Here is a 23,991-nt window from a genome sequence, read left to right on the forward strand (position 1 = left end):
ACGGCGTCGAGCAGGCGGTGGTGATCGCCCGCGAGGACCGCCCCGGCGACAAGCGCCTGGTGGGTTACGTGACCGGGACAGTGGATCCGGCCGAGGTGCGCGCGGCGCTGGCCGACCGGCTGCCGGCCTACATGGTGCCGGCCGCGGTGGTGGTGTTGGAGGCGTTGCCGCTGACGGTCAACGGCAAGCTGGACACCCGCGCGTTGCCGGCGCCGGAGTATCAGGACGTCGACCACTACCGCGCCCCGGCTGATGCGGTCGAGGAGATCCTGGCCGGTATCTATGCGCAGGTGTTGGGGTTGGAGCGGGTCGGGGTGGAGGAGTCGTTCTTCGAATTGGGCGGGGACAGCATCTTGTCGATGCAGGTGGTGGCGCGGGCGCGGGCGGCCGGCGTGGTGGTTCGGCCGCGCGACATCTTCGTCGAGCAGACCGTGGCCAAGCTCGCCCGAGTGGCCGGGGTGGTCGACGCCGATGCCGAGGTGATCGACCAGGGCGTCGGCGCGGTGGTGGCCACGCCCATCATGCGCTGGCTGCAGAGCGTGGATGGACCGGTCGACGAGTTTAACCAGACCGTGCTGGTGCAGGCGCCGGTGGGGGTGACGTCGTCCGACGTGGCGGCGGTGTTGCAGGCCTTGCTGGATCGGCACCCGATGTTGCGGATGCGCGTCGATGACAACAACGCCGACGGCACCGACGGGTGGTCGGTGACGGTGCCCGAGCCCGGTGCGGTGGATGCGCGCGGGTGCCTGCAAGCGGTGGACGTGCTGTCCGAGGAGGCCTTGGTGGCGGCGCGGTCGCGGTTGAACCCGGCCGCCGGGGTGATGCTGAGCGCGCTGTGGGCGGCTCCCACCGGGCAGTTGCTGTTGATCGTTCATCACCTGGCGGTCGATGGGGTGTCGTGGCGGATCCTGCTCGAGGACCTCAACCTGGCCTGGGCCCAGCACCGCGGCGGCCAGCAAGTGGTGCTGCCGCCGCGGCCGCCGTCGCCGTACAGCCAACCGCCCGCCCCGCCGGGAGTGCCGATGCCTTGGGAGTTGGTGTACCCGTCGGCGCCGTTGCCCATCAGTGGGCGGCCGGTCAGCTCTTCGACCTGCCCGTTGACCGCGTTGACTGCGGGCGTCAACATCTGCCCGATGCTTGCGCCCTCGGTGGCCTCGTACGAATGCGCAGCGGCAACCAGGTTGCGCAGGAACTGGTTACCGAAGGCTGCCGCCTGCCCGGCGAGCGCCTGGAATTGCTGACCGTAGCCGGTGAAAGCCGCCGCGACCGCGCCCGAGATTTCGTCGGCGCCGGCGGCGGCAAGCCCGGTGATCGGGACGGTGGCCACCGCGTTCGCGGCGTCCACCGCCGAACCGATGCTCTGCAACTGCGTCGCCGCCACGCCCAGCAATTCCGGGGCCACCACGAGTAGGGACACGCCCGCCTCCTCCGCCGCGTCCCCCGTCGCCGCTTCATTCTAGGTGTATGTGGCCCGAGGCGGCGCGTGTTGGGGCCACGGGGCGAATGGGGCTATGACGCAGGGGATTTCGAATTCCGATTGTGAACGCAGGGTGAAGATTTCGCGAGAAGCCCGTCCTTGGAGCACACGCAGATAGATTCGGGCCATGCGTATGAAGCAGCTGTTGGCCGGTTTCACCGTCGCCGCGGCGCTGGGGGTGGGCGCATTCGGTATCGGCGCCGGCGCGGCGCACGCCGACCCGCCGCCACCGCCAGGGCAACCTTGGAGCCCGTCGCCCCCGCCACCGCCGGCCCCGCCGTCGCCCGAGGCGCCGCCGTGGTCCCCGCCCCTCGACTTCCCGATTCCGGTGCCGGGCGCGGGCTAGTAGGCGGCTGCGCCGGGCGTAGCCTCTCGGGCATGGGCCTTGTTATCGACGAGATGCCCGAGCTCGGCATCACGCGGGTGTCGCGCTGGATCTTCAACTGTTACGTGCTGAGCGGCGACGGCGGCGCGGTGGTCGTCGACGCCGGGCTACCGCGGGTCGCCCGCGACCTGGCGCCCGTCGTGGGTCGGTTCGGCGGAACCCTGCACGCCGTGGTGGCGACGCACGGGCACAGCGATCACGTCGCGGGCGCGTCAACACTCGCCGCCCGCTACGGCGCGCCAATCTGGTTGCCCGACAAGACGCTTACCTATCTCGACGGCATGAGGCCGCGAACGCCGACGCCCGCGAAGGCGGCAACCATCTGGCCCACCATGATCGACCAGCCATTCGATCGAATCGGCGTGGCGGGGCTCTTCGGCGGCGCCCGGGTGGCGGGGTACGGCACCCCGCTCGGTATGCGGTGGAGGGGGCCGTCGCCCGCCGGCGGGCTCGCCGACGGCCGGCCGCTGCCCGGCGCGGCGCAGTGGACCGTGATCGGCGCGAGCGGTCACACCGACGACAGCGTCGCCCTGTGGAACCCGGCGACCCGGACGCTGCTGTCCGGCGATGCCGTGCTCACCGTTGGCGGCAAGGCCTGGCACACACCGGAAATCGTCGACGCGTCAACCGCCGCCGCCACCCGCCAGCGCCTCGAAGAGCTACCCGTCGCGCACCTGCTACCCGGTCACGGCCGACCCGTCCACCACGCCGAAACCGTTTGGCTGCAACAGCGCCGCTGACGTGAGCTAAGCGCCGGGACAGCCCTGACGGTTCGCCGTGTCACGCGCTTTCGGCGCGTCCTCGAGAGCGGAGTGCAGCGCATCGAACACCTGCGGATCCCAGGTCAGCGCCGTCTTCCAATCGAGACCCGCCTCGTTGGAGACGAAAATGCTGTGCGTGTCATCGAATTCGTAGCAGCGCCGGTGCGGCAGCACCGAGTCTGCCAGATCGACCGCCAGAGCGCTGCGTAATGCCACGATCCCGTCGTTGGGCCACACCATGGGGTTGACCTGGCCCGCCTCGGTGAACTTCTTTCCGCTGATCAGCACCACCGGCACCCTGTCCAGCACCCCCGCCTGGAACTGATTCCAGCCGTTATTGCCCATCAGGTAGGCCTGACTGACCTCGCGACCGGAGCCCGAAACGAGGCGCAGCACCTCGGTTTTGAACCCCTTCATGGCATTCTCGCAAAGCGGGTCGCCGCCGCAGTCGGTCAGCGGGAGGGTGTCGTTGGCGTAGTCGGACAGGTAAGAACCCTGCCATGGCGTCCCGATGGTGGTCAGCGAGCGGACGTGCACCGGAGAGTTCGTCGTGGCCAGGACGCGGATCGCCGCACGCGAGTAGAGGCCGCCCATCGAGTGGCCGATCAGGTCGACATCGTCGACGTGCTTGTCGGTGTGCAGGTAGGTCAGGAACCGCGCCAGGTGTTCACCCGCGGTGTCGATGCTGCCGGTGGAGTTCACGGTCATGTTCTCCGCCAACGTGATCGGGCACATCCCGAACGGGCCGAAGCCGGTCTGATCCACCACCTGTCCTCGGCCGGCCATCGCCGGTGAGGTGAACACCTTGTAGCCCTCCTTGAGCAGGTACTCGCGGATCGCCGTGTCGGTGTTGCCCGCCGCCAGCCCGGTCGAGCAGGCCTGGTCGGGCGTGGTGAACGGGCTCGTCGCATCCCCGCCCGAGACGATGACAACCGCCTGCGCCTCCGAGCGCTTGCCGCCGGACCCGCCGCAGCCGACCAACAGGGACGTCATTGCCACCGCGACCGCGGTCAGTGCCAGCACGCGTCGCACACCGTGAATGCTAACGGCCTGCACCGCCCGGGATCGGCAATTGAAGCGACTCAGTGGCCGCGTCGCGGCCGCGGGCGATCCCCGGCGAAGCCCCGCACCACGTGTGCGCGCACAAACTCCGCCGCCACCTCGGGGTCGTCCATGTCCAGGGTCGACGACGGGGTGCTGAAGAGCGAGAAGAGTATCCGGGCGAACCATTCGCCGGCCGCCTCGACGTCGAGGTCCTTACGTACCTCGCCCGTGAGCCGGGCTGCGGACAGATACGGCGCGAAGAAGTCGACGCACTCGCGCAGCAACACGGCGGCGTCCTTGGTCAGCAGCAGGCTGACCGCGTCCTCATCGAAGTACTTCTCGGAGGCGATGACCCGCCGCGCCTGGGTCACGAAAACCGCTGCGCGGCTGAGCTTGTCCTCGAGCGAGCTGCCCTGGGCCATCGCCCTGGACATCTCGCGGTAGAAGCGTTCGGACGCGTGTTCGGCGCACGCCTCGATGATTTCGGCCTTGTCGCTGAAGTACTCGTAGATGGTGCTGCGGGACACGCCGGCCGTCCTGGCGATGTCGACGATCGTCGCCTTCTGCAGCCCCTGCTTCCGGAAACAGGCGTACGCCGATTCCACGATGAGCTCCCGGGTATCGGTCGCTTCGGGAAAAGCGGAAGCCTCGGACATCACGGCACCAACGCCCCCCGCGGCACCAGCCCGGCATCGGCCGCGGCGAAGGCCTCGTTGACGTCGTCCAGCCGGAAGGGCTTGGGCATCAGCCGATCAAACGGAAAATCGGTGTGCCGCAGGAAGGATAAGCCGATCGCCAGCGTGACCGGGTCGTAGAGCATCACGCCGCGCACCGACTTGTTGCCGTAGACGAGGGCGCTGGGGTCGAGCTCGAAGGTGCGCCCCATCCCGACGTTGCCGACCTCGAGCAGGGTGCCGCCGTTGTTCAAAAAGCCTATTCCGTCGGGGATGACGCCCGGCACACCCACGACCTCGAGCACCCAGTCGGCGCCGATGCCGTCGGTGTGTGCACGGACAAGCTCGGTCACCTCATACGAAGAGATGCCGCTGGCATCGATGCAATGAGTCGCGCCGAAATCTGATGCGACGTCGAGCCGTTCGGCGATCTTGTCGATGACGATGACGGCCGCCGCGCCGGCGGTCCTGGCCACGGCGGCGGCGTTGATGCCCAGCCCGCCCGCGCCCTGGATGACGACGGTGTCGCCCAGCCGCACGTCGCGCAGCGCGAACAGCACCTGCGCCAGAGCGCAATTGAGCGGCGTCACAGCCTCGTCGGGGAGTTCCTCGGGCACCTTGTACAACGGCTGCCGCCGACTGGTGTAGTAGTACTCGCCGTGCGCGGCCACGAAGTGCGGGGCCTGCTCGTGGGTGCGGTATTCGCCGGCCATCAGGTTCTGGCACGCGTGCGACCTGCCGCGTGCGCACGCGTGACACTGCCCGCAGGTCCAGAAGTACGGTGTGACGACGCGGTCGCCGACGCTGAGCGGCTTGCCGGTCGCGTCGGTCGTCATCCCCTCGCCGAGTTCGACTATCTCGCCGACCATTTCGTGACCCAGGGCAAACGGGCACGGCAACGGCAACTCGCCGCGGAAGATGTGCAGGTCGGACCCGCAGATCCCCGCCATCCGCAGCCGCAGGGCCGCGGTGCCCGGCGCGGGCGCGGTGAGCGGGAATTCGGCCAGCTCGATCGGCCCCCCGGGTGCGGTCAATACCGCGAGCTTGGGCATGAGGGTCCCTAGTCGGCGGGTGCGAGGATCAGGCCGCTGGTGGGCACGCCGGTTCCCGACGTGACCAGCACGTGCTCGACGCCCTCGACCTGGTTGTGGGACGTGCCGCGCACCTGCCGCACGCCCTCGGTGATGCCGTTCATGCCGTGGATGTAGGCCTCGCCGAGCAGGCCGCCGTTGGTGTTGATCGGAAATTCCCCACCCAGCGACAGCCGCTCGACCGTCGCGAAGTCCTTTGCTTCGCCCCGCCCGCAGAAGCCGAGCTCCTCGAGCTGAGTGAACACGAACGGAGTGAAATGGTCGTAAATGAAAGCGGTTTGGATGTCTTGGGGCTTGAGGCCCGAATCGCGCCACAGCTGGTTGGCGACCACCCCCATCTCCGGCAGCCCGGTGATGTCGTCGCGGTAGTAGCTGGTCATCATCTCCCCGTTGGCGGCCGCACCCTGGGCGGCCGCGGTGATCACCGCCGGCGGCTGACGAAGGTCGCGGGCGCGTTCGGCGCTCGTCACCACCAGAGCGACCCCGCCGTCGCTCTCCTGGCAGCAATCCAGCAGCCGCAGCACGGGTTCGACGATCCAGCGCGAGTTCTGGTGGTCCTCCAGGGTGATCGGGCGCTGGTAGAACCACGCGTCGGGGTTCTTGGCCGCGTGCGCCCGGTCGACGACGGCGATGCGGCCGAAGTCCTCGTTGGTCACCCCGTACGTCGACATGTAGCGCTGGGCGTGCAGCGCGACCCAGGACGCGGGGGTCAGCAGCCCGAACGGCGCGTAATGCGCCATGAACAGCGGGGTCGCGGACATGTCGCGCCCACTGCCGCCGAAACGGAAGCCGGACCGCTCGTTGAAGGCGCGCCAGCACACCACGACGTCGGCGACACCCGTGGCGACGGCCATCGCCGCGTGCACGACCGTGCCGGCCGCGGCGCCGCCGCCGTGATGAACGCGGGAGAAGAAGCTCAGGTCGCCGATGCCCACGTTGCGGGCGATGTCGATTTCGTCGCTGGAGTCCATCGTGAAGGTGACCATGCCGTCGACGTCGGCGGGCGCCAGGCCGGCGTCATCGAGCGCGGCGCTGACCGCCTCGCAAGCCAATTGGAGCTCGCTGCGCCCGGATTCCTTGGAGAACTCGGTCTGGCCGATCCCGACGATGGCGCAGCTGCCGGGCAGCAAGCGGGTCATGAGGCGGCCCCGTCGAGCAGGCTGAGGACGGCCGTGCCGGAGACGTGATCGCCAAGGCTGTTGGAGCCCTTGAACGTCACCTCGACGAAGTTCTCACCGTCCGAACCTTCGCTCTTCGACGTCACGCTGCCGGTGAAGCGCAACGGATCGTCGGGAAAGCACGGCACGCCAAGGCGGATCGACAGGTTCTTCACCATCGCCTCGGGACCGGCCCAATCGGTGAGGAAGCGCACGCAATAGCCGTTGGTCGTCAGAATGTTCATGAACAGGTTCGGCGATCCCTGCTTGTTGGCGTACTCGCGGTCGTGGTGCACCGGCATGAAATCCCGCGACGCGATAGCACCGGCGACGATCATCGTTGTGGTGATGGGGATTTCGAGCGTCGTCACCTCGTCGCCGACGTTGATGTCGGCCCACTTGAGGGTGGTGCGGCTGTTGGCGGCTGTCATCGGTTTCCTTCCGGATAGGTGCTGCCGATACTGGCCAGCTGCGCAGTGGCCGGGCCGAGGGCGAGCTCGTTGTGCTTGGCCCACAAGAAGTAGCGGTGCAGCGGATAGGTGACGTCGATCCCGATGCCGCCGTGCACCTGTTGGGCGGTGGCGGCGACGCGGGCGCCGGCCTCGGCGGCCCAGAACTTCGCGATGCGGGCCGCCCGGTGTGCCTCTTCGGGGGGACGTCTCCGCGCTACGAGCCAGGCCGCGTGCCAGGTGGTCCATCGGATCGCCTCGACGTCGATGAAGGCGTCGGCCATCCGCTGTTGCACCGCCTGAAAGCTGCCGATCGGTCGGCCGAACTGCTCACGGCCGCTGGTGTAGTCGGCCGCGATGCGCAGGGCCCGATCGGCGACGCCGAGCTGAATCGCGCACAGGCCGACCAGCGCCCGCGTATGGAGCGAGTCGATGGGGCCGTCGAGCCGGTCGTCGGCGGAAACCGTTGCACCGTCGATGAATACGTCGGCGTGCGGCTCGTGGTTGGTGGTCGCGACTGGGCGGATCTCGACGCCGCGGGCGTCGGTGGGCAGCAGGAACAGCGCGACGTCGCCTTCGTCGGTGCGGGCGGGGATCAGGACGGTATCGGCCAGCTGGGCCGCCGGCACCAGTTCTTTGGCGCCGTCGAGCCGCCAATTCGGGCCGTCGCGAAGAGCTTTGGTGGACGGCCTCGTCGGATCGGAGCGGCCGGGCTCTTGCAGGCCCGCGCTCAGGATGCGGGTTCCGGCGACGACGCCGGGCAGGAATCGCCGCTGTTGTTCGGCGGTCCCGTGCCGGGCGATCGGGTCGGCGCCGAGCACGAGCGTCGCGTACGCGGGCACCGGCGCGACGCTGAAGCCCACCTCGGCCAGGAGCACGCCCAGCTCCACGAAGCCGCCGCCGTTACCGCGGACCGCCTCGGGCAGCGCGGTGCCCAACAGGTCGGCGGCCGCGAGTTCCGCCCATAGCGCGGCGTCGTAACGGGTGTCTCCTGCCTCCAGTTCGGTCAGTCGTTCGGGGGTGGCCCGGCGCTCGAAGATGTCGCGGGCGAGTTTGCCGATCGTCTCCTGCTCTTCGGTGAACGTGAAATCCATTGTGCCGCCTATCGAATAGGCCGGAATTGGTGGAGGACCAGATCGTTGTCGAACGCCTGATAGTAGACCTCGACGGGCATGCCGACCGTGACGTCGGCGGGGTCGATGCCACACAGGTTCGACACCACCCGCACCCCCTCGTCGAGCTGCACCAGCGCCACGATGTAGGGATAGTCGAAGAACGGGAACCGCGGTTCGTGCGGCATCACGTAGCTGTAGACGGTGCCGCGGCCCGAGGATTCGACCGCCTCCCAGTCCAGGGACCGGCAGTGAGGACACATGGGGCGGGGCGGGTGGCGCAGCGTCCCGCATCCGCCGCAGCGCTGGACCAGCAGCTTGTGCTCGCGCAGGCCATTCCAGAAGAACTCGGTGTCCGGGCTGATCGCCGGCGCCAGCCGGGGGGCCATCAGCGGGCCGGCCTGAATCGCAGCACGCGGAATCGCTGTCTTCCCAGCACCCCACCGTCCTGATCCATGTAGGTGATCACCCAGGTCAAGAAGAACCCAGTGCCCAGTGCGGTCTTCTTCTCGTCGGAGACCTCCTCGAACACCGACGTCGCGCTGATGACGTCACCCAGCCGCGGGTAGCGTTCGATCTCGAACTCCGAGTTGGTGGCCACCGTGCTGGTGTATCCGGCCTCGTCCAGGAATGCCGTTGGGTTGCTGAGGATCTCGACGGGGGAGCCGCCCCGGTCACCGATGCCCTCCAGTTTCGGCGACGGCATCGTCCAGGTCTGCAGCATCACCGGCGGCGACACGATGCCGCCGAACCGAGACGACGCCGCGAACTCCGGGTCGAGGTAGACGGGGTTCATGTCGTCGAGCGCGTGGGCCCAGTGCCGGATCATCGGCTGGTTGACCGGATCCGGTGCCACCGTGGGCTTTCCGGTGCCGCCGGTGGGCTGGCCCACGAGCGCCCGCAGCTTCGTAAGCACCTCGGAATCTTGGTCGGTCATGATCCTCCTGTTTGCTGGGGGCGAAGGTCGCGGGGCGCCCTCGGCATCCCCAACCCGGCCATGGCGATGATGTCACGCTGTATCTCGTTGGCGCCACCGCCGAACGTGTTGATGACCGCCCATCGGTACGCGGTTTCCAGGGCGCCGCGCAACGGCGCGTCGTCGCCGCCGCGCACCCCGTTGCCGTCGAACACCTCCAGCAGCTGGCGGGCGACCTGCTGGGTGAGCTCGGTGCCGAAAACCTTGGCCGCCGACGCTTCTCCCATGTTGAGCTCGCCCTTCGTCATCGCCGCGTTCACCCGCATGTTGACGAGCTTGTACGCGGCGACCTGCGCCTCGACCCTGGCCAGCGCGAGCCGCACCCAGGGTTGGTCGATGACGTGGCCACCGTCGAGCTCGGCGGTGACGGCCCAATCCAGGGTCTTCTCGAACAGCGGCTCCAGCGCGCCGAGGTTGCCCAGCGCGGCGCGCTCGAAGTTCAACTGGGTGGTGATCAGCTGCCAGCCCTGGTTTTCCCCGGCCACGATGGCGCTGGCCGGTACCCGGACGTCGTCGTAAAACGTGTAGAAAGTGGAGATGCCCGGCATCGTGTGCAGCGGCTGCCAGGAGAAGCCGGGCGACGAGGTGGGCACGATGAAGATCGAAATGCCCTTGTGCTTCTTGACGTTCGGGTCGGTGCGGGCGGCCAGCCAGACGTAATCGGCGTAGGCGGCGCCGCTGGTGAACATCTTCTGGCCGTTGATCACGTAGTCCGAACCGTCGCGCACCGCGGTGGTGCGCAGCGACGCCAGGTCGCTGCCGGCCCCCGGCTCGGAGTAGCCGATCGCGAACTCCACGCTGCCGTCGAGGATGGCGGGCAGGAATTTTCGCTTCTGTTCCTCGGTGCCGCACTGCATCAGGGTGGGTCCGACCGTGTTGAGCGTCACCAGCGGGATCGGCGCGTTGACCCGCTGTGCTTCCTGGGCGAAGATGAACTGCTCGATGGCCGAAAAACCGCGTCCGCCATACTCTTTGGGCCAGCCGACGCCCAGCAGGTTGGCCGCGGCCAGGGCCCGCACGCACTCGCGCACCTCGGGACCGCCCTCCATGCGCTCGCTGAGCGCCATCGTGCGTTCGGGCGTCATCACCCGCTCCAGCGCGGCGCGGATCTCGGCGCGCAGCTGCTGTTGCTCGGGCGTGTAGTCGAGCTCCATCACTCGGCCGTCCCGAGCCGCACGGGCATCCGCTTCACGCCGGGCACCATGGTGGCGCGCATCCGGTCCACCTCGCCAACTAGTTCCAGCCGGGGGAAGCGCCTCAGCAGCTCGTCGAACAGCACCGAGGCCTCCAGACGGGCCAATTGCGCACCGACGCAGGAGTGTTCGCCACACCCGAACGCGATGTGCGGATTCGGGTGGCGGGTCACCTTGAACTCCTCGGAGTCGGCGCCGAAGATGTCCTCGTCGCGGTTGGCCGACCCGTACAGCATCACCACCGTGTCGCCTTCGGCGATCCGCTGCCCCCGGATCTCGACGTCGGCCGTCGCGGTGCGGGCCATGTGCACCACCGGGCTGTTCCAGCGCAGCATCTCCTCGACTGCGCCCGGGATCAGCGAGCGATTCTCGACCAGCAGCCGGCGCTGGTCGGGGTGGGCGATCAGCGCCCACGTGCCCAAAGCGATGAGATTGCGGGTGGTTTCGTTGCCGGCGACCAACAGCAGGAAGGCGAAGTTGAGCAGATCCTCGTCGGTGAGCCGGACCCCGTCGATCTCGGCGCCCGCCAGGACCGACAGCAGGTCGTCGCGCGCCTCGAGGCGCCGCTGGGCGATCAGCTTCTGGAAGTACTCGAAAAGCTGGCCCATGGCCACAAAGGGATCGAGTTCGATCTCCGGGTCCGCGGTGCCGGTGGCGGCGTCAGACCAGGCCCGGAACTGCTCCCAGTCGTCGGGCGGGGCGCCGATGAGCTCGGCGATCATCCGGGTGGGCAGCGGCGCGGCGATCTCTTCGGCGAACTCGTGGACGGAATCGGGCTGCACGTCGTCGAGGATGTCCCGCACGATCTCGCGAATCTTCGGCTCGAGGACGGCCACCCGACGCCGGGTGAACCCGGAGTTGATCAGCTTCCGCATCTGCCGGTGCCGCGGCGGGTCGGTGAAGATCAGGCTGCCGGGCTGGACCGGGCTCGGCTGTGCTGGATCGGGGATCGTGATGCCCTCGGTGGACGAGAACAGCGCCGGGTTGCTCGACACGAAGCGGATGTCCTCGTACTTGAGCAGGGCCCAGAAGTTCGTCACGTCGTTCCAGCACACCGGCGACGACGCCCGCAGCTCCCGGTACGCCGGGTAAGGGTCATCCGCGTAGAAGTCGGGGGAGTGCAGGGGAAAGGTAGTCCGCACGGCGGGCCTCCCTCGACAGGCGATCCGACACATCACATCAATGTGTCTTGCGACGTTGTGTCTACTCGGTCCGGCCAGGTCTGTCAATGGACGACCAACTGGCTGAAATAGTGGGGAATTCGCTCAATTGGATGATTGACGCGAGAGGGCCGCGGGTGAACACTATCTGTCTAGATGACCGACGTTCGGGTGAGGAAGCGCGCATGACCGAGCTACAAACTCCGGGAACTCTTGTCGACACCTACCAGCTCTACATCGACGGCAGATGGGTCGACGCCCAGGAGGGTCGCTACGACGACATCAATCCGGCCACCGAGCAATCGATCGGCACCGCGCCCGACGCGAGCATCGCTCAGGTCGGCGCGGCGATCGACGCCGCGCGACGGGCCTTCGACAGCGGGCCGTGGGGCCGCATGAGCCCACAGGAGCGGGCCGGCTGCCTCAACCAGGTCGGCGCCGCGCTGCTGAACCACGCCGACGAGTTTTTCGCGCTGTCGCAGGCGGAGTGGGGCTGCGTTTCGAACGAGCGGATGATGCAAATCGACGGGGCCGCATACATGTCGATGCACGCGGCGCAGCTCGCCACGCAGCTCGGCGAGGAAGCCGTGACCGGCATGAGCGCGGGCACCACGTTGCTGCGTCACCAGCCGCTGGGCGTGGTATCGGTCCTGACGCCGTGGAACTTCCCGCATTGCCTCAACGTCATGAAGCTCAACCACGCGCTGGCCGCGGGCAACACCGTCGTGCTCAAGCCCTCGCCGCTGACCCCGCTCGCGGGGCTCGCGCTCGCGCGGATCATCGACGAGGAGACCGACATCCCACCCGGCGTGGTCAACGTCGTCACGCCGTCGGGCATCGAGGCGGCCAAGCTGCTCACCACCGACCCGCGGATCGACATGGTGAGCTTCACCGGCAGTTCCGTCGTCGGCCGCCAAGTCATGTCCGCCGCGGGAGACACCATGAAGCGGATCCTGCTGGAGCTGGGCGGCAAGTCGGCCAGCATCGTCCTGGACGACGCGCAAGTCACCGACGAGATGTTGCAGCAGATGCTGTTCGACTCCTGCTCGCTGCACGCGGGACAGGCCTGCATCCTGCACAGCCGCATGCTGCTTCCCGATTCGCTGCACGACGACGTGGTCGACCGGCTCGTGGCGCTGGCCCGCAAGGTCAAGGTCGGCGATCCCGCCGACCCCGACGTGCAGATGGGGCCGCTGATCAGCGCCGCGCAGCGGGACCGGGTCCAGGCGCATGTCGACGGGGCGGTCCGCGACGGGGCCCGGCTGGCGACCGGCGGTGGTCGTCCGGCCGGCCTGGACGTCGGATTCTATCTCGAGCCGACGATTCTCACCGGCGTCGACCCGGATTCGACCATCGCCCAGGAGGAAGTGTTCGGGCCGGTGCTGACGGTGCTGCGCTACCGCGACGACGACGACGCCGTCGCCATCGCCAACAACTCCCAGTACGGACTTTCCGGTGCCGTGTGGGGCGGCGATGTGGACCGTGCCGTCGGCGTCGCGCGACGCATCCGCACCGGGCAGGTCGCGGTCAACGGGTGCGGTCCCGGTGGCGCGCCGTTCGGCGGGTTCAAGCTAAGCGGGTTGGGGCGCGAGGGCGGCGGCGTCGGCGGCCTGCACCAGTACATGGAGGCAATGGCCATCGGGGTTCCCGCGTGAGCGGACCCCTCGCGGGGCTGTCCGTCGTCGAAATCACCAGGGAAATCTCCGGCCCTTATGCGGCAAAGCTTTTCGTCGACCTCGGTGCCGAGGTCACCAAGGTTGAGCCGCCGGGCGGAGATCCGCTGCGCCACTGGGGCAGTGGTGGGTTGTTCGAGTACCTCAACGCCGGCAAGCGAATTGTGGCGTTTGAGGACGCCCCGGACCTGATCGCTCGGGCGGACGTGCTGGTGGAGAATCTCGGCCCGGGAGAGCTGGAAGCGTTGGGCTTCGATCTCGACGGCCTGCTGCTGCTCCGCATATCTGCCTTCGGGCAGTCGGGGCCGTGGCGGGATCGGCCGGCCACGTCGCTGACGCTGCAGGCGGTGTCGGGCTGGGTGAGCGCCCGCGATCCCGACCGCCCGCCGGTGCAGGTCGGCGCGCGGATCGCCGAGTACGTCGCGGGTGCCTACGGCGCGCTGGGCGCGTTGACCGCGCTGCGGTGCGTATCCGATCAGGTTGTGCAGGTGGATGTTTCGGAATTCGAATCGTTGCTGTCGACGCTGCCATATCCCATGCTGATGGCGGAGAAGATGCAGAGTCTCGGCTTGCCCCTCAACGCTCGGGGAGCCCCCATGCTGGGCGTGGTCCAAGCCGCGGACGGCTGGGTGGGAATCAACTGCCTGACCGGCCAGCATTGGCTGGACGTGTGCGCGATGCTGGGCCTGCCCGAGTTCGGCGAGCAGCAGATCGCGATCATGCTGGGCGGCCCCGAACGCGCCGAATTCTATTCGCGCGCAGAGCCATTGATCGCCGAGCAAACCGTCGCCGAGATCGTCGACCTCGCCCAGGCGATGCGCATTCCGGCAACCCCGGTCAACGACGGCGCCACCGTCCTGGAATGTCCGCAATACGCCAAACGCGAGTTCTTCGTCCAGCAGGCCGGTTTCCGACGCCCGGGGAAGGCGTTTCGGTTCAGCGGTGCCGCGAACCGAACCACACTGCGAAATCGCGGCCCGGAAATCGCGGTGCCGTTCGATTCGCGAACCGAAGGGCCCTTCGCGGGACTGAAAGTCCTTGACCTGAGCACCTTCTGGGCGGGCGCGTACCTGACCTGCTACCTGGGCGCGTTCGACGCCGACGTCGTCAAGGTCGAATCGATCCAGCGGCCCGACGGGTTTCGCTACTCCGGCGCGTTTCCCTTCGAGGGTGACGACTGGTACGAGCGCAGCGGCCTGTGGCAGGCCACCAACCTCAACAAGAAAGACCTGACGCTGGACCTGACCTCGCGGCGCGGCCGGGAAATCGTCCGGCGGCTGGCCGCGCAGGCCGACGTCGTCGTGGAGAACTTTTCCCCGCGAGTAGTGGAGCAGTTCGGTCTGGGCTACGAGTCACTGGTGGCGCTGAAGCCCGACGTGATCATGGTCCGGATGCCCGGTTTCGGCTTGCAGGGCCCGTGGCGCGATTACGTCGGCTGGGCCTTGAACTTCGAGCAGACCGCGGGGATGTCGGCGGTCACCGGGTACGCGGACGGGCCGCCGTGCAACCCGCAGGGGCCGGCCGACCCGATCGTCGGTGTGCACGCCGGGGTAGCGCTGCTGGCCGCGCTCGAGCATCGGCGCAGGACGGGGGAGGGGCAACTGATCGAGGTCGCCCAGATCGAGGTCGCCGCCGCCGTGACCGCCGAACCGGTGATCGAATACTCGATGAACAGCGTCGTGCAAGCGCGGGAAGGCAACCGCCGGCGCGGCTACCTGCAGGGCGTGTACCCGACAAACGCCGACCACGCGTGGGTGGCGCTGTCGCTGCCCGAGAAGCCGGGAATCGACCACGACGCGTTCGACGAGATGGTCGCCGCCTGGACCCGCACCCAGACCCCCGAGGCGATCGTCGAAACCCTTCAGGCACAAGGCATTCCGGCCGAGCCCGTGATCACCGGCGAGAAGATGTACGACCTGCCTCAGCTCGACGCGCGCGGATACTACGAGGAGTTCACGCACCCCGTCACCGGAGCGCACCGCTACCCCGGCTGGCCCGTTCGCATCACGCCCGGGCCGGCGCGCCACCACCGCGGCGCCCCGCCGACGCTGGGTCAGCACAACGACGAGATCCTGTCAAGGCTGGGCCTTTCGGCGGACGAGGTGGCCGCCCTGCGGGCCGAACGGGTGATAGGCGAGCGGCCGCTGAACGCGTAGCCGTGTGAGCCTTTCGTAAACCGCGCGTCACATGAAAGGCTTTCAGGCATGGCCATCGCGATCGCCCGCCCGAAGCTCGAAGGCAACATCGCGGTCGGTGAGGACCGCCAAATCGGGTTCGCCGAGTTCGGCGCGCCCTGGGGTCGCGCGGTCTTCTGGCTGCACGGGACGCCGGGGGCCCGCCGGCAGATCCCGGTCGAGGCTCGCGTCTACGCCGAACAGAACGACATCCGGCTGATCGGCATGGACCGGCCGGGCACCGGTTCGTCGACGCCCCATCGGTACGAGAACATCCGGGCCTTCGGCGAGGATCTGCGCACGATCGCCGACACGCTGGGCATCGACAAGATGGCGGTCATCGGCCTGTCCGGCGGCGGGCCGTACGCGCTCGCGTCCGGCGCGGTGCTGCCCGATCGCGTCGTCGCGGTCGGCGTGCTCGGCGGCGTCGCACCGTTCCTCGGTGACGAGGGGATCACCAGCGGCCTGATGAACCTGGGCAAGCGGGCCGCGCCGTTCTTGCGGCTGTGGGGCGACCCGCTGCGGATCGGCGCCAGCCTGGTGATCCGGGCGATCCGTCCGGTCGCCAATCCCGCGCTGTACCTGTACGCCGCGATATCGCCGGAGGGCGACCGGCGCCTGCTCACCCGGCCGGAGTTCGCCGCGATGTTCCTCGACGACCTGCTCAACGGCAGCCGCAAGCAATTGGCGGCCCCGTTCAACGACGTGATCCTTTTCACCCGGGACTGGGGATTCCGGCTCGACGAGGTCAAAGTCCCGGTCCGCTGGTGGCATGGCGACAGCGACCACATCGTCCCGTTCGCCCACGGTGAGCACGTCGTCTCGCTGCTGCCCGACGCGGAGCTGTTCGTGCTGCCCGGTGAAAGTCATCTGGCCGGGCTGGGCCGCGGCGAGGAGATCCTGTCCACCCTGATGAAGATCTGGGATGAGCAAGCCTGACGCTGCCGGGTAGCCTGCAGTCGTGCTGCTGGCATCGCTGAACCCCTCGGCCGTTACCACCACCGACATCGCGGACGCGGTCAGCATCGACGGCGTCACGCTCAGCCGCAGCGACCTGGTCGGCGCCGCCACCTCGGTCGCCGAGCGGGTGGCCGGCGCGGACCGGGTCGCCGTCCTGGCCACGCCGTCCGCGGCGACCGTGCTGGCGATCACCGGCTGCCTGATCGCGGGCGTGCCGTTCGTGCCGGTGCCCGCCGACGTCGGCGTGGCCGAACGGCGGCATATGCTCACCGACTCCGGCGCGCGGGCGTGGCTGGGCCCGGAGCCGGACGAACTCGAAGGGCTGCCGCACATTCCGGTGCGACTGCACGCCCGCTCCTGGCACCGCTACCCCGAGCCCTCACCCGACGCCACCGCGATGATCATCTACACGTCGGGCACCACCGGGCTGCCCAAGGGCGTCGTGCTGAGCCGCCGGGCGATCGCCGCGGACCTCGACGCGCTGGCCGAGGCGTGGCAGTGGACCGCCGACGACGTCCTGGTGCACGGCCTGCCGCTGTTCCACGTGCACGGGCTGGTGCTGGGCCTGCTCGGGTCGCTGCGGATCGGAAACCGCTTCGTGCACACCGGAAAACCCACGCCCGCCGGCTACGCGAAAGCCGCCTCGGAGTCGGGGGGCTCGCTGTTCTTCGCGGTGCCGACCGTGTGGTCGCGCCTGGTCGCCGACGCTTCGGCGGCCGAGGCGCTGCGACCGGCGCGGCTCCTGGTGTCCGGCAGCGCGCCGCTGCCGGTGCCGGTGTTCGACCGGCTGGCCCAGCTCACCGGGCATCAGCCCATCGAACGCTACGGCGCCTCGGAATCGCTGATCACCATCTCCACCCGGGCCGACGGCGAGCGCCGTGCGGGCTGGGTAGGCCTGCCGGTCGCCGGCGTGCAGACCAGACTGCTCGACGACAACGACAACCCGGTGCCGCACGACGGGGAAACCGTTGGGCGGCTTCAGGTTCGGGGCCCGATGATGTTCGACGGCTACCTGAACCGGCCCGAGGCCACCGCCGAGGCGTTCGGGGACGACGGCTGGTACCGCACCGGCGACGTCGCGGTCGTCGACGACCGCGGCATGCACCGCATCGTCGGACGCGAGTCGGTCGACCTGATCAAGTCCGGCGGATACCGCGTCGGCGCGGGCGAAATCGAAACCTCGCTGCTCGGGCACCCCGGCGTGCGGGAGGCGGCCGTCGTCGGGCTGCCCGACGAGGACCTGGGCCAGCGCATCGTCGCCTTCGTCGTCGGCTCGTCGGACCTGGACACCGACGAGCTGATCAACTACGTGGCCCAAGAGCTTTCGATCCACAAGCGCCCGCGCGAGGTGCGCCTGGTGGAGGCGCTGCCCCGCAACGCCATGGGCAAGGTGCTCAAGAAGCAGCTGCTATCCGAGGGCTGAGCGCTGGGCTGTCTGGCGCCAGCGCGCGCAAATGTACGTCCTTCACGGCGTGTCGCTGTGCAAACGCGCGCGCTCGCGGCCGTCGGTCCGGGCCAGACACGCAGCGTTTTGCCAGGTTTTCCATCGAGCGTGACGGCGCACCTTCACCTACCGTCGTACTCGTGACGGAACTGCCGACGGTCGCGGCCGCGCCCGTGCGCACGCCCATGCGGCGGGTGGCGGCCGCCTGCCTGGTCGGCTCGGCGATCGAGTACTACGACTTCCTCATCTACGGCACCGCGGCCGCGCTGGTGTTCCCGACGGTGTTCTTCCCGCGACTCGGTTCGACGCTGGGTGTCGTCGCCTCGATGGCGACATTCGCGACGGCGTTCCTGTCCCGGCCGCTGGGCGCCGCCGTGTTCGGCTACTTCGGCGACCGGCTGGGCCGCAAGAAGACGCTGATCGCCACGCTGCTGATCATGGCCGTCTCGACCGTCAGCGTCGGGCTGGTGCCCAGCACGGCCGCCATCGGTGCGGCCGCCCCCTTGATCCTGATCGTGTTGCGGATCATGCAGGGGTTCGCCGTCGGCGGCGAATGGGCGGGGTCGGCACTACTGAGCGCCGAGTACGCGCCCGCCGGCAAGCGGGGCCGCTACGGCATGTTCACCCTGCTCGGCGCCGGCACCGCGGCCGTGCTCGCCAGCCTGACCTTTTTGGGCGTCAACTTCAGCATCGGGGAGCACAGCGCCGCGTTCATGCAGTGGGGATGGCGGCTGCCGTTCCTGTTCAGCGCGGGGCTGATCGGGATCGCGCTCTACGTGCGGCTCAACATCGATGAGACCCCGGTGTTCGCCGAGGAGAAGGCGCGCGACCTGGTGCCCAAGGCGCCGCTCGGGGAGCTGTGGCGCCTGCAGCGCCGCGAGATCCTGCTGGCCGGCGGCAGCCTGCTGGGCGGATTCGGGTTCGGCTACCTGGGTCACACCTATCTGCTGATCTACGCCAATTCGCACCTCGGGTACACCCGCGGCTTCATCTGGTCGGTGGGCGCGCTGACCGGGCTGGTCAGCATCGCGACGGTGGCGGCTTCGGCCACCCTGTCCGACCTGGTCGGGCGCCGCCGCCTGATGCTGCTGGGCTGGTCCCTCCTGTTGCCCTGGGCGTTCGCGGTGATGCCGCTGCTGAACACCCGCAACCCGGCGCTGTACGTGGTTGCCGTCGTCGGGATGGCGCTCGGCGGGGCGATCGGCTCCGGGCCCACCGCCGCCTTCATTCCCGAGCTGTTCGCCACGCGGTACCGCTACAGCGGGTCGGCGCTGGCCCTCAACCTCGCCGGGGTCATCGGCGGGGCCGTGCCGCCGCTGCTCGCCGGGACGCTCCTGGCGACGTACGGCAGCTGGGCGATCGGCGCCATGCTGGCCGCGCTGACCTCGGTCGGGCTCGTCTGCACCTACCTGTTGCCGGAAACCAACGGCACGACGCTGGGCCTTCAGGACGTGGCCGGCTGACTCAGTTGGCGTGCAGGTCCTCGTTCAGCGCGATGCCCTGACCGTCGCGGGCTACCACCTCGACCGCCCCGGTGACCGAATTGCGCCGGAACAACAGGTTGTTGGCGCCCGAGAGCTCGCGGGCCTTGACCGTTTTGCCGTCGGGCGCGGTCACCTTGGTGCCCGCGGTGACGTACAGGCCGGCCTCGACGACGCAGTCGTCGCCCAGCGAGATGCCCAGGCCCGCGTTGGCGCCGAGCAGGCAGCGCTTGCCGATCGAAATGACTTGCGTGCCACCGCCGGACAGCGTGCCCATGATCGACGCCCCGCCGCCGACGTCCGACCCGTCGCCCACCACGACCCCTGCCGAGATGCGCCCCTCGACCATCGACGCGCCCAGGGTGCCGGCGTTGTAGTTGACGAAACCCTCGTGCATCACCGTAGTGCCGGGCGCCAGGTGCGCGCCCAGGCGCACCCGGTCGGCGTCGGCGATGCGCACCCCGGTAGGCAGGACGTAGTCGACCATCCGCGGGAACTTGTCGACGCCGTAGACGGTCACCGGCCCGTGGCGGCGCAGCCGCGCCCGGACCGCCTCGAAACCCTCGATCGCGCAGGGACCGCGATTAGTCCACACGACGTTGGTCAATACCCCGAATAAGCCGCCGGCGTTCAGCCCGTGCGGCGCCACCAACCGGTGCGACAACAGGTGCAGTCGCAGGTAGGCGTCGTATGCGTCGGCGGCCACGTCGTCCAGCGAACCGATGACGGTGCGCACCGCGACGGTCTCGGTGGCTCGCTCGTCGTCGCGGCCGACCAGCGCGACCAGTTCCGGCGGAACGTCGGACAACGCCAGCCGCGACGTGCCGCCCGTGCCCGGTTCCGTCAGTTCCGGTGCGGGAAACCACGTGTCGAGCACCGACCCGTCGTGGGCCAGCGTCGCCAGCCCGATGCCTACAGCTCCAGTCACGGCGGTCAGGTTACTTGCCGGGCCCAGCCACTACCCTTGGGGGCGTGCTGGACCTTCGCGGGGATCCGATCGAGCTGACCGCGGCGCTGGTCGACATTCCCAGCGAGTCGCGGGACGAGGCGCGCCTGGCCGACGAGGTGGAGGCCGCCCTGCGCGCGCAGACCGCCGGCTTCGAGATCGTCCGCAACGGTGACGCCGTGCTCGCGCGCACTTCGCTCGGCCGCCCGTCGCGGGTGTTGCTGGCCGGGCACCTCGACACCGTGCCGGTGGCCGACAACCTGCCCAGCCGCTTGGACAACGGCGAGCTGTGGGGCTGCGGCACCGCGGACATGAAATCCGGTGACGCGGTCTTCCTGCACCTGGCCGCCACCGTGGCCGAGCCGGTGCACGACCTGACGCTGGTCTTCTACGACTGCGAGGAAATCGACGCGGCCGCAAACGGTCTGGGCCGCATCGAGCGCGAGCTGCCGGACTGGCTGTCCGCCGACGTCGCTATCCTGGGCGAACCCACCGGCGGCTTCATCGAGGCAGGCTGCCAGGGCACGCTGCGGGTGGTGATCAGCGCCGCCGGGACGCGTGCGCATTCGGCACGATCCTGGTTGGGCGACAACGCAATTCACAAGCTGGGGGCGGTGCTGGACCGGCTGGCCTCCTATCGGGCGCGCAGCGTCGACATCGACGGCTGCGAGTACCGCGAGGGGTTGTCGGCAGTGCGCATCAACGGCGGCGTGGCCGGCAACGTGATCCCCGACGCGGCCGCGGCGACGGTCAACTTCCGCTTCGCCCCGGACCGGTCGGTCGAGGCGGCGCTGCAGCACGTGCACGACGTGTTCGACGGGCTGGACGTTCGCATCGAGATGACCGACTCGGCGGCGGGCGCCCTGCCCGGCCTGTCCCAGCCCGCGGCCAAGGCGCTGGTCGAGGCCGCCGGCGGCCGAGTGCGCGCGAAGTACGGCTGGACCGACGTGGCGCGGTTCGCCGCGCTGGGCATCCCGGCGGTGAATTTCGGCCCGGGCGATCCGAACCTGGCGCACACGCGCGACGAGCGGGTGCCGATCGCCAACATCACCGCCGCGGTGCAGATGCTGCGGCGCTACCTAAGCGCGTAGCGCAATGTAGCACAATCTGCTACAGTAGGCGGATGGTTAAGACGATCGCCCAACGCGAACTGCGGAATGACAACGCCAGGGTGATTGACGCCGTAGCGACCGGCGAGACTTTCGTCGTCACGCGAAACGGCGAGCCGGTGGCCGAACTGCGTCCAATCAGAGCGGGTCGTCGCTCGTTCGTCTCGCGCGATGAGGTCGCGGCGCTGGCGACATCCGCGGTGCGCATTGACCACCGTCGGTTCCGGGCGGACTTGGACCGGTTGATAGATCAGGCCCTCTGAGTGTCGTCCGGTCTCCTCGACACCTCCGTCGTCGTCGATTGGCATGACCCGGCGGTGGTCACCGCGTTGCCCGACGAGATGGCGATATCCGCAATCACGGTGGCGGAATTGGCGGCGGGCCCGCACCTGGCCGCCGAAGCTCTGGAAGCTGCCAAGCGCCAAGCTCGATTGCAGGAAGTCGAATCGATTCTGGAACCAATCCCATTCGACGCGGCCGCCGCACGCAGCTACGGGCTCGTGGTTGCCGCGGTGGTCCGCGAAGGGCGGAAGCCGAGGAGCCGATTCGCCGACCTGCTCATCGCAGCTACCGCGCACGCCAGTCGTTTGGACCTTTACACGCGAAACGGCGACGACTTCGCGGGATTAGAAGGGCTTGTTCGCGTCGTGGCGATCTGACGAGACGGTCGCGGGGTCGGCGGGCAGGCTCCAGCGGCGCGCTAGCGTGACGCTCGGCGCCGACGGCCACGCTGGCGTGACGCTCGGCGTGGACGGCCGTACCCCCAGCTCGGCGGAGGATCAGGGCGTCACGACCACGTCGACCCGGCCCGCGCCGGCGTTCGCCACGACGGCCAACACGGGCGCGTTGGGCGGCGAAACAACTTGTCCCCCTGTGACATTCGCGTGATAGCCGTTCGGATACTCGACGGGCGGCACCGAGATGAACGTCTGGGCACCGGCGGCGAAGCTGCCCGCGCCGTCGGCCCGCTCGGGCGTGTAGCAGAGCCGAAAGACGCCCGACTGGAACGACCACTCGCGCGGCGTGCCCGCCACCACCTGCGGGTACGGCGCGGCGAGCACCGCCAGCTTGGCCGCGTTGACGTTGGCGCCGGTCGGCGGCTGGCTCGGGTCGAAGACCAGCGCCTGGTCGGTGGGCGACGAGCTCGTCTTGTCGTTGCCGGTGTATGCCCACTCCAGCCAGCCCATCCGCTGCCGGTCGGTGTGGCGCATCACCTCGGCGATGTTCTTCAGGTCGTTGGTGGCGCCGAACTCGGTCAGCAGCGGAGGGATGCGGTGGAAGAACGCGTACAGGTTCGCGTTGGTGATCGTGAGGCCGTCCTGGAAGCGGCAGGTGATGTTCTTGTGCAGCACCGATTCGATGGCGCAGTAGTCGTGGAAGGAGAACCCGGTGCTCGGGTCGACCACCCCGCCCAGGTCGGTGTGGACGCCCTCGTCGGATAGCGTGTTCGGCTCGAAGAACACGAGCGTGGTGGGATCGGCCGCGCGAATCACCGGCACCACCTTGCGGTAGAACACGGTCAGCTTGTGGTCCTGCACCGGGCAGCCCAGGACGAAGTCGAAGCAGCCCTCCCAGATGAAGCCGGGCCACGGCTCGTTCAACACCTCGTAGCCGAACACCCCCGGGTTGCCGTGGAAGAAGCCCGCGACGTGCGCCCACGCCCGCGCGTAATGATCCTGCAGCCCGATCCCGTCCGGCGCGGGGGCGTTGCGCCAGAAGGCGTTCCAGGCGTACTCCTCGGCGGGGTTGAGGAAGTAGTTGCCGGGAAAGCCCAGTTGCGGGTTGGGCAGGCCCGCCTGCGCCACGGCCCAGGCGGGGGCGCCCTCGCCCTGGAACGCCTCGTTATAGAGGTCCTGATGGAAGTCGAGCAGGCTGACGATGCCGTGCGACGCCAGAGTCGCGACGGTCTGCGCGATCGAGTTGAGGTAGTTGTCGTCGTAGCTGAGCGGCTGCGGTTCCACGGCGGCCCAGATGACACCCACCCGCATCGCGTTGAAGCCGTTGGCCTGCAGGAACGCCGCGTCGTCGTCGCCGAACCCGTCGGCCGACGGCGTGTACGGCGGAAACTTGTACACCTGGTTGAGCCCGTGCAGGATCACGACGCGCCCGTCGGCGTCGGTCATCCAGCGGCCGGCGTGGCCGAGCGGCAGCGTCGGCCCGGTGGGCGCCGCTGACGCGCGGGGCGGGGCGACGACCGACGACGCGTCAGTCGTCAGCGCGGCGATCAGCAAACCGGCCGCGAGCAGTCGGGCCGCGCGCGAAGGGCGGATACGCATACAGCCTCCAAGCCCCGAGCGAAATCACTTTCGGAAACAGTGAGGCGCAATAGTCACTGTGCTAACACGGGCGCGTCACGGTTGGCGCACAATGCGGCGCGCCTGCGCGGCGGCGTCGGTGGCCGCGGCGCGCATCCCGGCCGCCGCCAGCTCGTCCGACACGGCCCGCAGCGCCGCCTCATCGCCGGCCGCCAGGGCGCGCGCGTGGGCGAGCGCGAGGCCGCCCACCGCGCAGGCGACCTCGGCGCACAGCCGGGACAGCGGGTCCACCGCGCGTGTGTCGCCGAGGCGGACGGCCTCGTGCCAGGCGCGCAGCGCCACCGCCGACTGCCCGCCGGCGGCGCGCGCCGCGCTCGCCACCGCGCCCATCCCCGAAACCCGGCCGCCGCCCCACACCAGCGTCCAGCCTCGCTCGCCGATCGCCTCGCCGAGTTCCGAAGCGAGATCCC

The 23,991-nt window shown here is 69.2% G+C and carries 23 protein-coding genes and 2 pseudogenes; 11 read left to right on the forward strand and 14 right to left on the reverse strand.

What is annotated here, in order from left to right; genetic code table 11:
• Positions 1–968: pseudogene (locus A5706_RS08975) on the forward strand (phosphopantetheine-binding protein); the annotation flags it as partial.
• On the opposite strand, the gene A5706_RS34170 reads toward A5706_RS08975, so the two are convergent.
• Positions 875–1,417 (reverse strand): PE family protein, encoded by a 543-nt coding sequence (locus A5706_RS34170; RefSeq protein WP_369831833.1) that lies wholly within the window; start codon positions 1,415–1,417, stop codon positions 875–877. The pseudogene A5706_RS08975 and the gene A5706_RS34170 overlap by 94 nt on opposite strands.
• 187 nt (positions 1,418–1,604) lie before the next feature.
• On the opposite strand from A5706_RS34170, the gene A5706_RS08985 reads away from it, so the two are divergent.
• Positions 1,605–1,823, forward strand: coding sequence for a hypothetical protein (locus A5706_RS08985; protein ID WP_068129223.1), 219 nt, complete (start codon positions 1,605–1,607; stop codon positions 1,821–1,823).
• 32 nt (positions 1,824–1,855) lie between these two features.
• Positions 1,856–2,602, forward strand: coding sequence for an MBL fold metallo-hydrolase (locus A5706_RS08990; protein ID WP_068129224.1), 747 nt, complete (start codon positions 1,856–1,858; stop codon positions 2,600–2,602).
• A gap of 6 nt (positions 2,603–2,608) precedes the next feature.
• Here the strand turns inward: A5706_RS08990 and A5706_RS08995 are convergent, their stop codons facing one another.
• From A5706_RS08995 to A5706_RS09040, 10 genes are read right to left on the reverse strand one after another with little or no spacing between them, the layout of a single operon-like run.
• Entirely contained in the window at positions 2,609–3,655 is a 1,047-nt protein-coding gene (locus A5706_RS08995; RefSeq protein ID WP_231985138.1) for an alpha/beta hydrolase, read from the reverse strand.
• Between the two features lie 50 nt (positions 3,656–3,705).
• On the reverse strand, positions 3,706–4,323 hold the full coding sequence (locus tag A5706_RS09000; RefSeq protein WP_068129226.1) for a TetR/AcrR family transcriptional regulator: 618 nt from the start codon (positions 4,321–4,323) through the stop codon (positions 3,706–3,708).
• On the reverse strand, positions 4,323–5,393 hold the full coding sequence (locus A5706_RS09005; RefSeq protein ID WP_068129228.1) for a zinc-binding dehydrogenase: 1,071 nt from the start codon (positions 5,391–5,393) through the stop codon (positions 4,323–4,325). The genes A5706_RS09000 and A5706_RS09005 overlap by 1 nt, the downstream gene beginning before the upstream one ends.
• A gap of 8 nt (positions 5,394–5,401) precedes the next feature.
• Entirely contained in the window at positions 5,402–6,571 is a 1,170-nt protein-coding gene (locus A5706_RS09010; protein ID WP_068129229.1) for a lipid-transfer protein, read from the reverse strand.
• Complete coding sequence (locus A5706_RS09015) at positions 6,568–7,020, reverse strand: MaoC family dehydratase (protein WP_068129231.1); 453 nt, start codon at positions 7,018–7,020, stop codon at positions 6,568–6,570. Before A5706_RS09015 ends, A5706_RS09010 begins: the two co-directional genes overlap by 4 nt.
• Complete coding sequence (locus tag A5706_RS09020; RefSeq protein WP_068129232.1) at positions 7,017–8,132, reverse strand: acyl-CoA dehydrogenase family protein; 1,116 nt, start codon at positions 8,130–8,132, stop codon at positions 7,017–7,019. Before A5706_RS09020 ends, A5706_RS09015 begins: the two co-directional genes overlap by 4 nt.
• Positions 8,133–8,140: 8 nt before the next feature.
• The gene (locus A5706_RS09025; RefSeq protein WP_068129234.1) at positions 8,141–8,539 is read right to left on the reverse strand and encodes a Zn-ribbon domain-containing OB-fold protein; all 399 of its coding nucleotides are present in this window, start codon (positions 8,537–8,539) and stop codon (positions 8,141–8,143) included.
• The gene (locus tag A5706_RS09030) at positions 8,539–9,087 is read right to left on the reverse strand and encodes a MaoC family dehydratase N-terminal domain-containing protein (RefSeq protein ID WP_068129236.1); all 549 of its coding nucleotides are present in this window, start codon (positions 9,085–9,087) and stop codon (positions 8,539–8,541) included. The genes A5706_RS09025 and A5706_RS09030 overlap by 1 nt, the downstream gene beginning before the upstream one ends.
• On the reverse strand, positions 9,084–10,280 hold the full coding sequence (locus tag A5706_RS09035; RefSeq protein WP_068129238.1) for an acyl-CoA dehydrogenase family protein: 1,197 nt from the start codon (positions 10,278–10,280) through the stop codon (positions 9,084–9,086). The genes A5706_RS09030 and A5706_RS09035 overlap by 4 nt, the downstream gene beginning before the upstream one ends.
• Positions 10,280–11,494 (reverse strand): cytochrome P450, encoded by a 1,215-nt coding sequence (locus A5706_RS09040; protein ID WP_068129240.1) that lies wholly within the window; start codon positions 11,492–11,494, stop codon positions 10,280–10,282. The genes A5706_RS09035 and A5706_RS09040 overlap by 1 nt, the downstream gene beginning before the upstream one ends.
• A 170-nt stretch (positions 11,495–11,664) precedes the next feature.
• Here A5706_RS09040 and A5706_RS09045 point away from each other — a divergent pair, with 170 nt between their 5' ends.
• From A5706_RS09045 to A5706_RS09065, 5 genes are all read left to right on the forward strand, one after another.
• Entirely contained in the window at positions 11,665–13,134 is a 1,470-nt protein-coding gene (locus tag A5706_RS09045; RefSeq protein ID WP_068129244.1) for an aldehyde dehydrogenase family protein, read from the forward strand.
• Entirely contained in the window at positions 13,131–15,308 is a 2,178-nt protein-coding gene (locus A5706_RS09050; RefSeq protein ID WP_068129246.1) for a CoA transferase, read from the forward strand. The genes A5706_RS09045 and A5706_RS09050 overlap by 4 nt, the downstream gene beginning before the upstream one ends.
• Positions 15,309–15,356: 48 nt before the next feature.
• On the forward strand, positions 15,357–16,265 hold the full coding sequence (locus A5706_RS09055; RefSeq protein WP_068129247.1) for an alpha/beta fold hydrolase: 909 nt from the start codon (positions 15,357–15,359) through the stop codon (positions 16,263–16,265).
• Between the two features lie 22 nt (positions 16,266–16,287).
• Positions 16,288–17,709, forward strand: a complete 1,422-nt coding sequence (locus tag A5706_RS09060; protein ID WP_068129249.1) for an acyl-CoA synthetase — start codon at positions 16,288–16,290, stop codon at positions 17,707–17,709.
• Positions 17,710–17,915: 206 nt separating this feature from the next.
• Complete coding sequence (locus A5706_RS09065) at positions 17,916–19,193, forward strand: MFS transporter (RefSeq protein WP_068129264.1); 1,278 nt, start codon at positions 17,916–17,918, stop codon at positions 19,191–19,193.
• 1 nt (position 19,194) lies between these two features.
• Here the strand turns inward: A5706_RS09065 and dapD are convergent, their stop codons facing one another.
• Positions 19,195–20,148, reverse strand: a complete 954-nt coding sequence (dapD, locus tag A5706_RS09070) for a 2,3,4,5-tetrahydropyridine-2,6-dicarboxylate N-succinyltransferase (protein ID WP_156767025.1) — start codon at positions 20,146–20,148, stop codon at positions 19,195–19,197.
• A gap of 35 nt (positions 20,149–20,183) precedes the next feature.
• Between dapD and dapE the strand changes: the two genes are divergently transcribed.
• From dapE to A5706_RS09085, 3 genes are read left to right on the forward strand one after another with little or no spacing between them, the layout of a single operon-like run.
• Positions 20,184–21,248, forward strand: a complete 1,065-nt coding sequence (gene dapE / locus A5706_RS09075; RefSeq protein ID WP_068129254.1) for a succinyl-diaminopimelate desuccinylase — start codon at positions 20,184–20,186, stop codon at positions 21,246–21,248.
• Between the two features lie 32 nt (positions 21,249–21,280).
• Positions 21,281–21,529, forward strand: a complete 249-nt coding sequence (locus tag A5706_RS09080) for a type II toxin-antitoxin system Phd/YefM family antitoxin (protein ID WP_068129256.1) — start codon at positions 21,281–21,283, stop codon at positions 21,527–21,529.
• Positions 21,530–21,925 (forward strand): type II toxin-antitoxin system VapC family toxin, encoded by a 396-nt coding sequence (locus tag A5706_RS09085; RefSeq protein ID WP_068129259.1) that lies wholly within the window; start codon positions 21,530–21,532, stop codon positions 21,923–21,925.
• 120 nt (positions 21,926–22,045) lie between these two features.
• Here the strand turns inward: A5706_RS09085 and A5706_RS09090 are convergent, their stop codons facing one another.
• Positions 22,046–23,542 (reverse strand): cellulase family glycosylhydrolase, encoded by a 1,497-nt coding sequence (locus A5706_RS09090; RefSeq protein ID WP_068129261.1) that lies wholly within the window; start codon positions 23,540–23,542, stop codon positions 22,046–22,048.
• 330 nt (positions 23,543–23,872) lie between these two features.
• A pseudogene (locus tag A5706_RS33490) lies at positions 23,873–23,991 on the reverse strand (TIGR00730 family Rossman fold protein); the annotation flags it as partial.

This window comes from Mycobacterium sp. E796, assembly GCF_001672815.1.
GTDB lineage: Bacteria > Actinomycetota > Actinomycetes > Mycobacteriales > Mycobacteriaceae > Mycobacterium.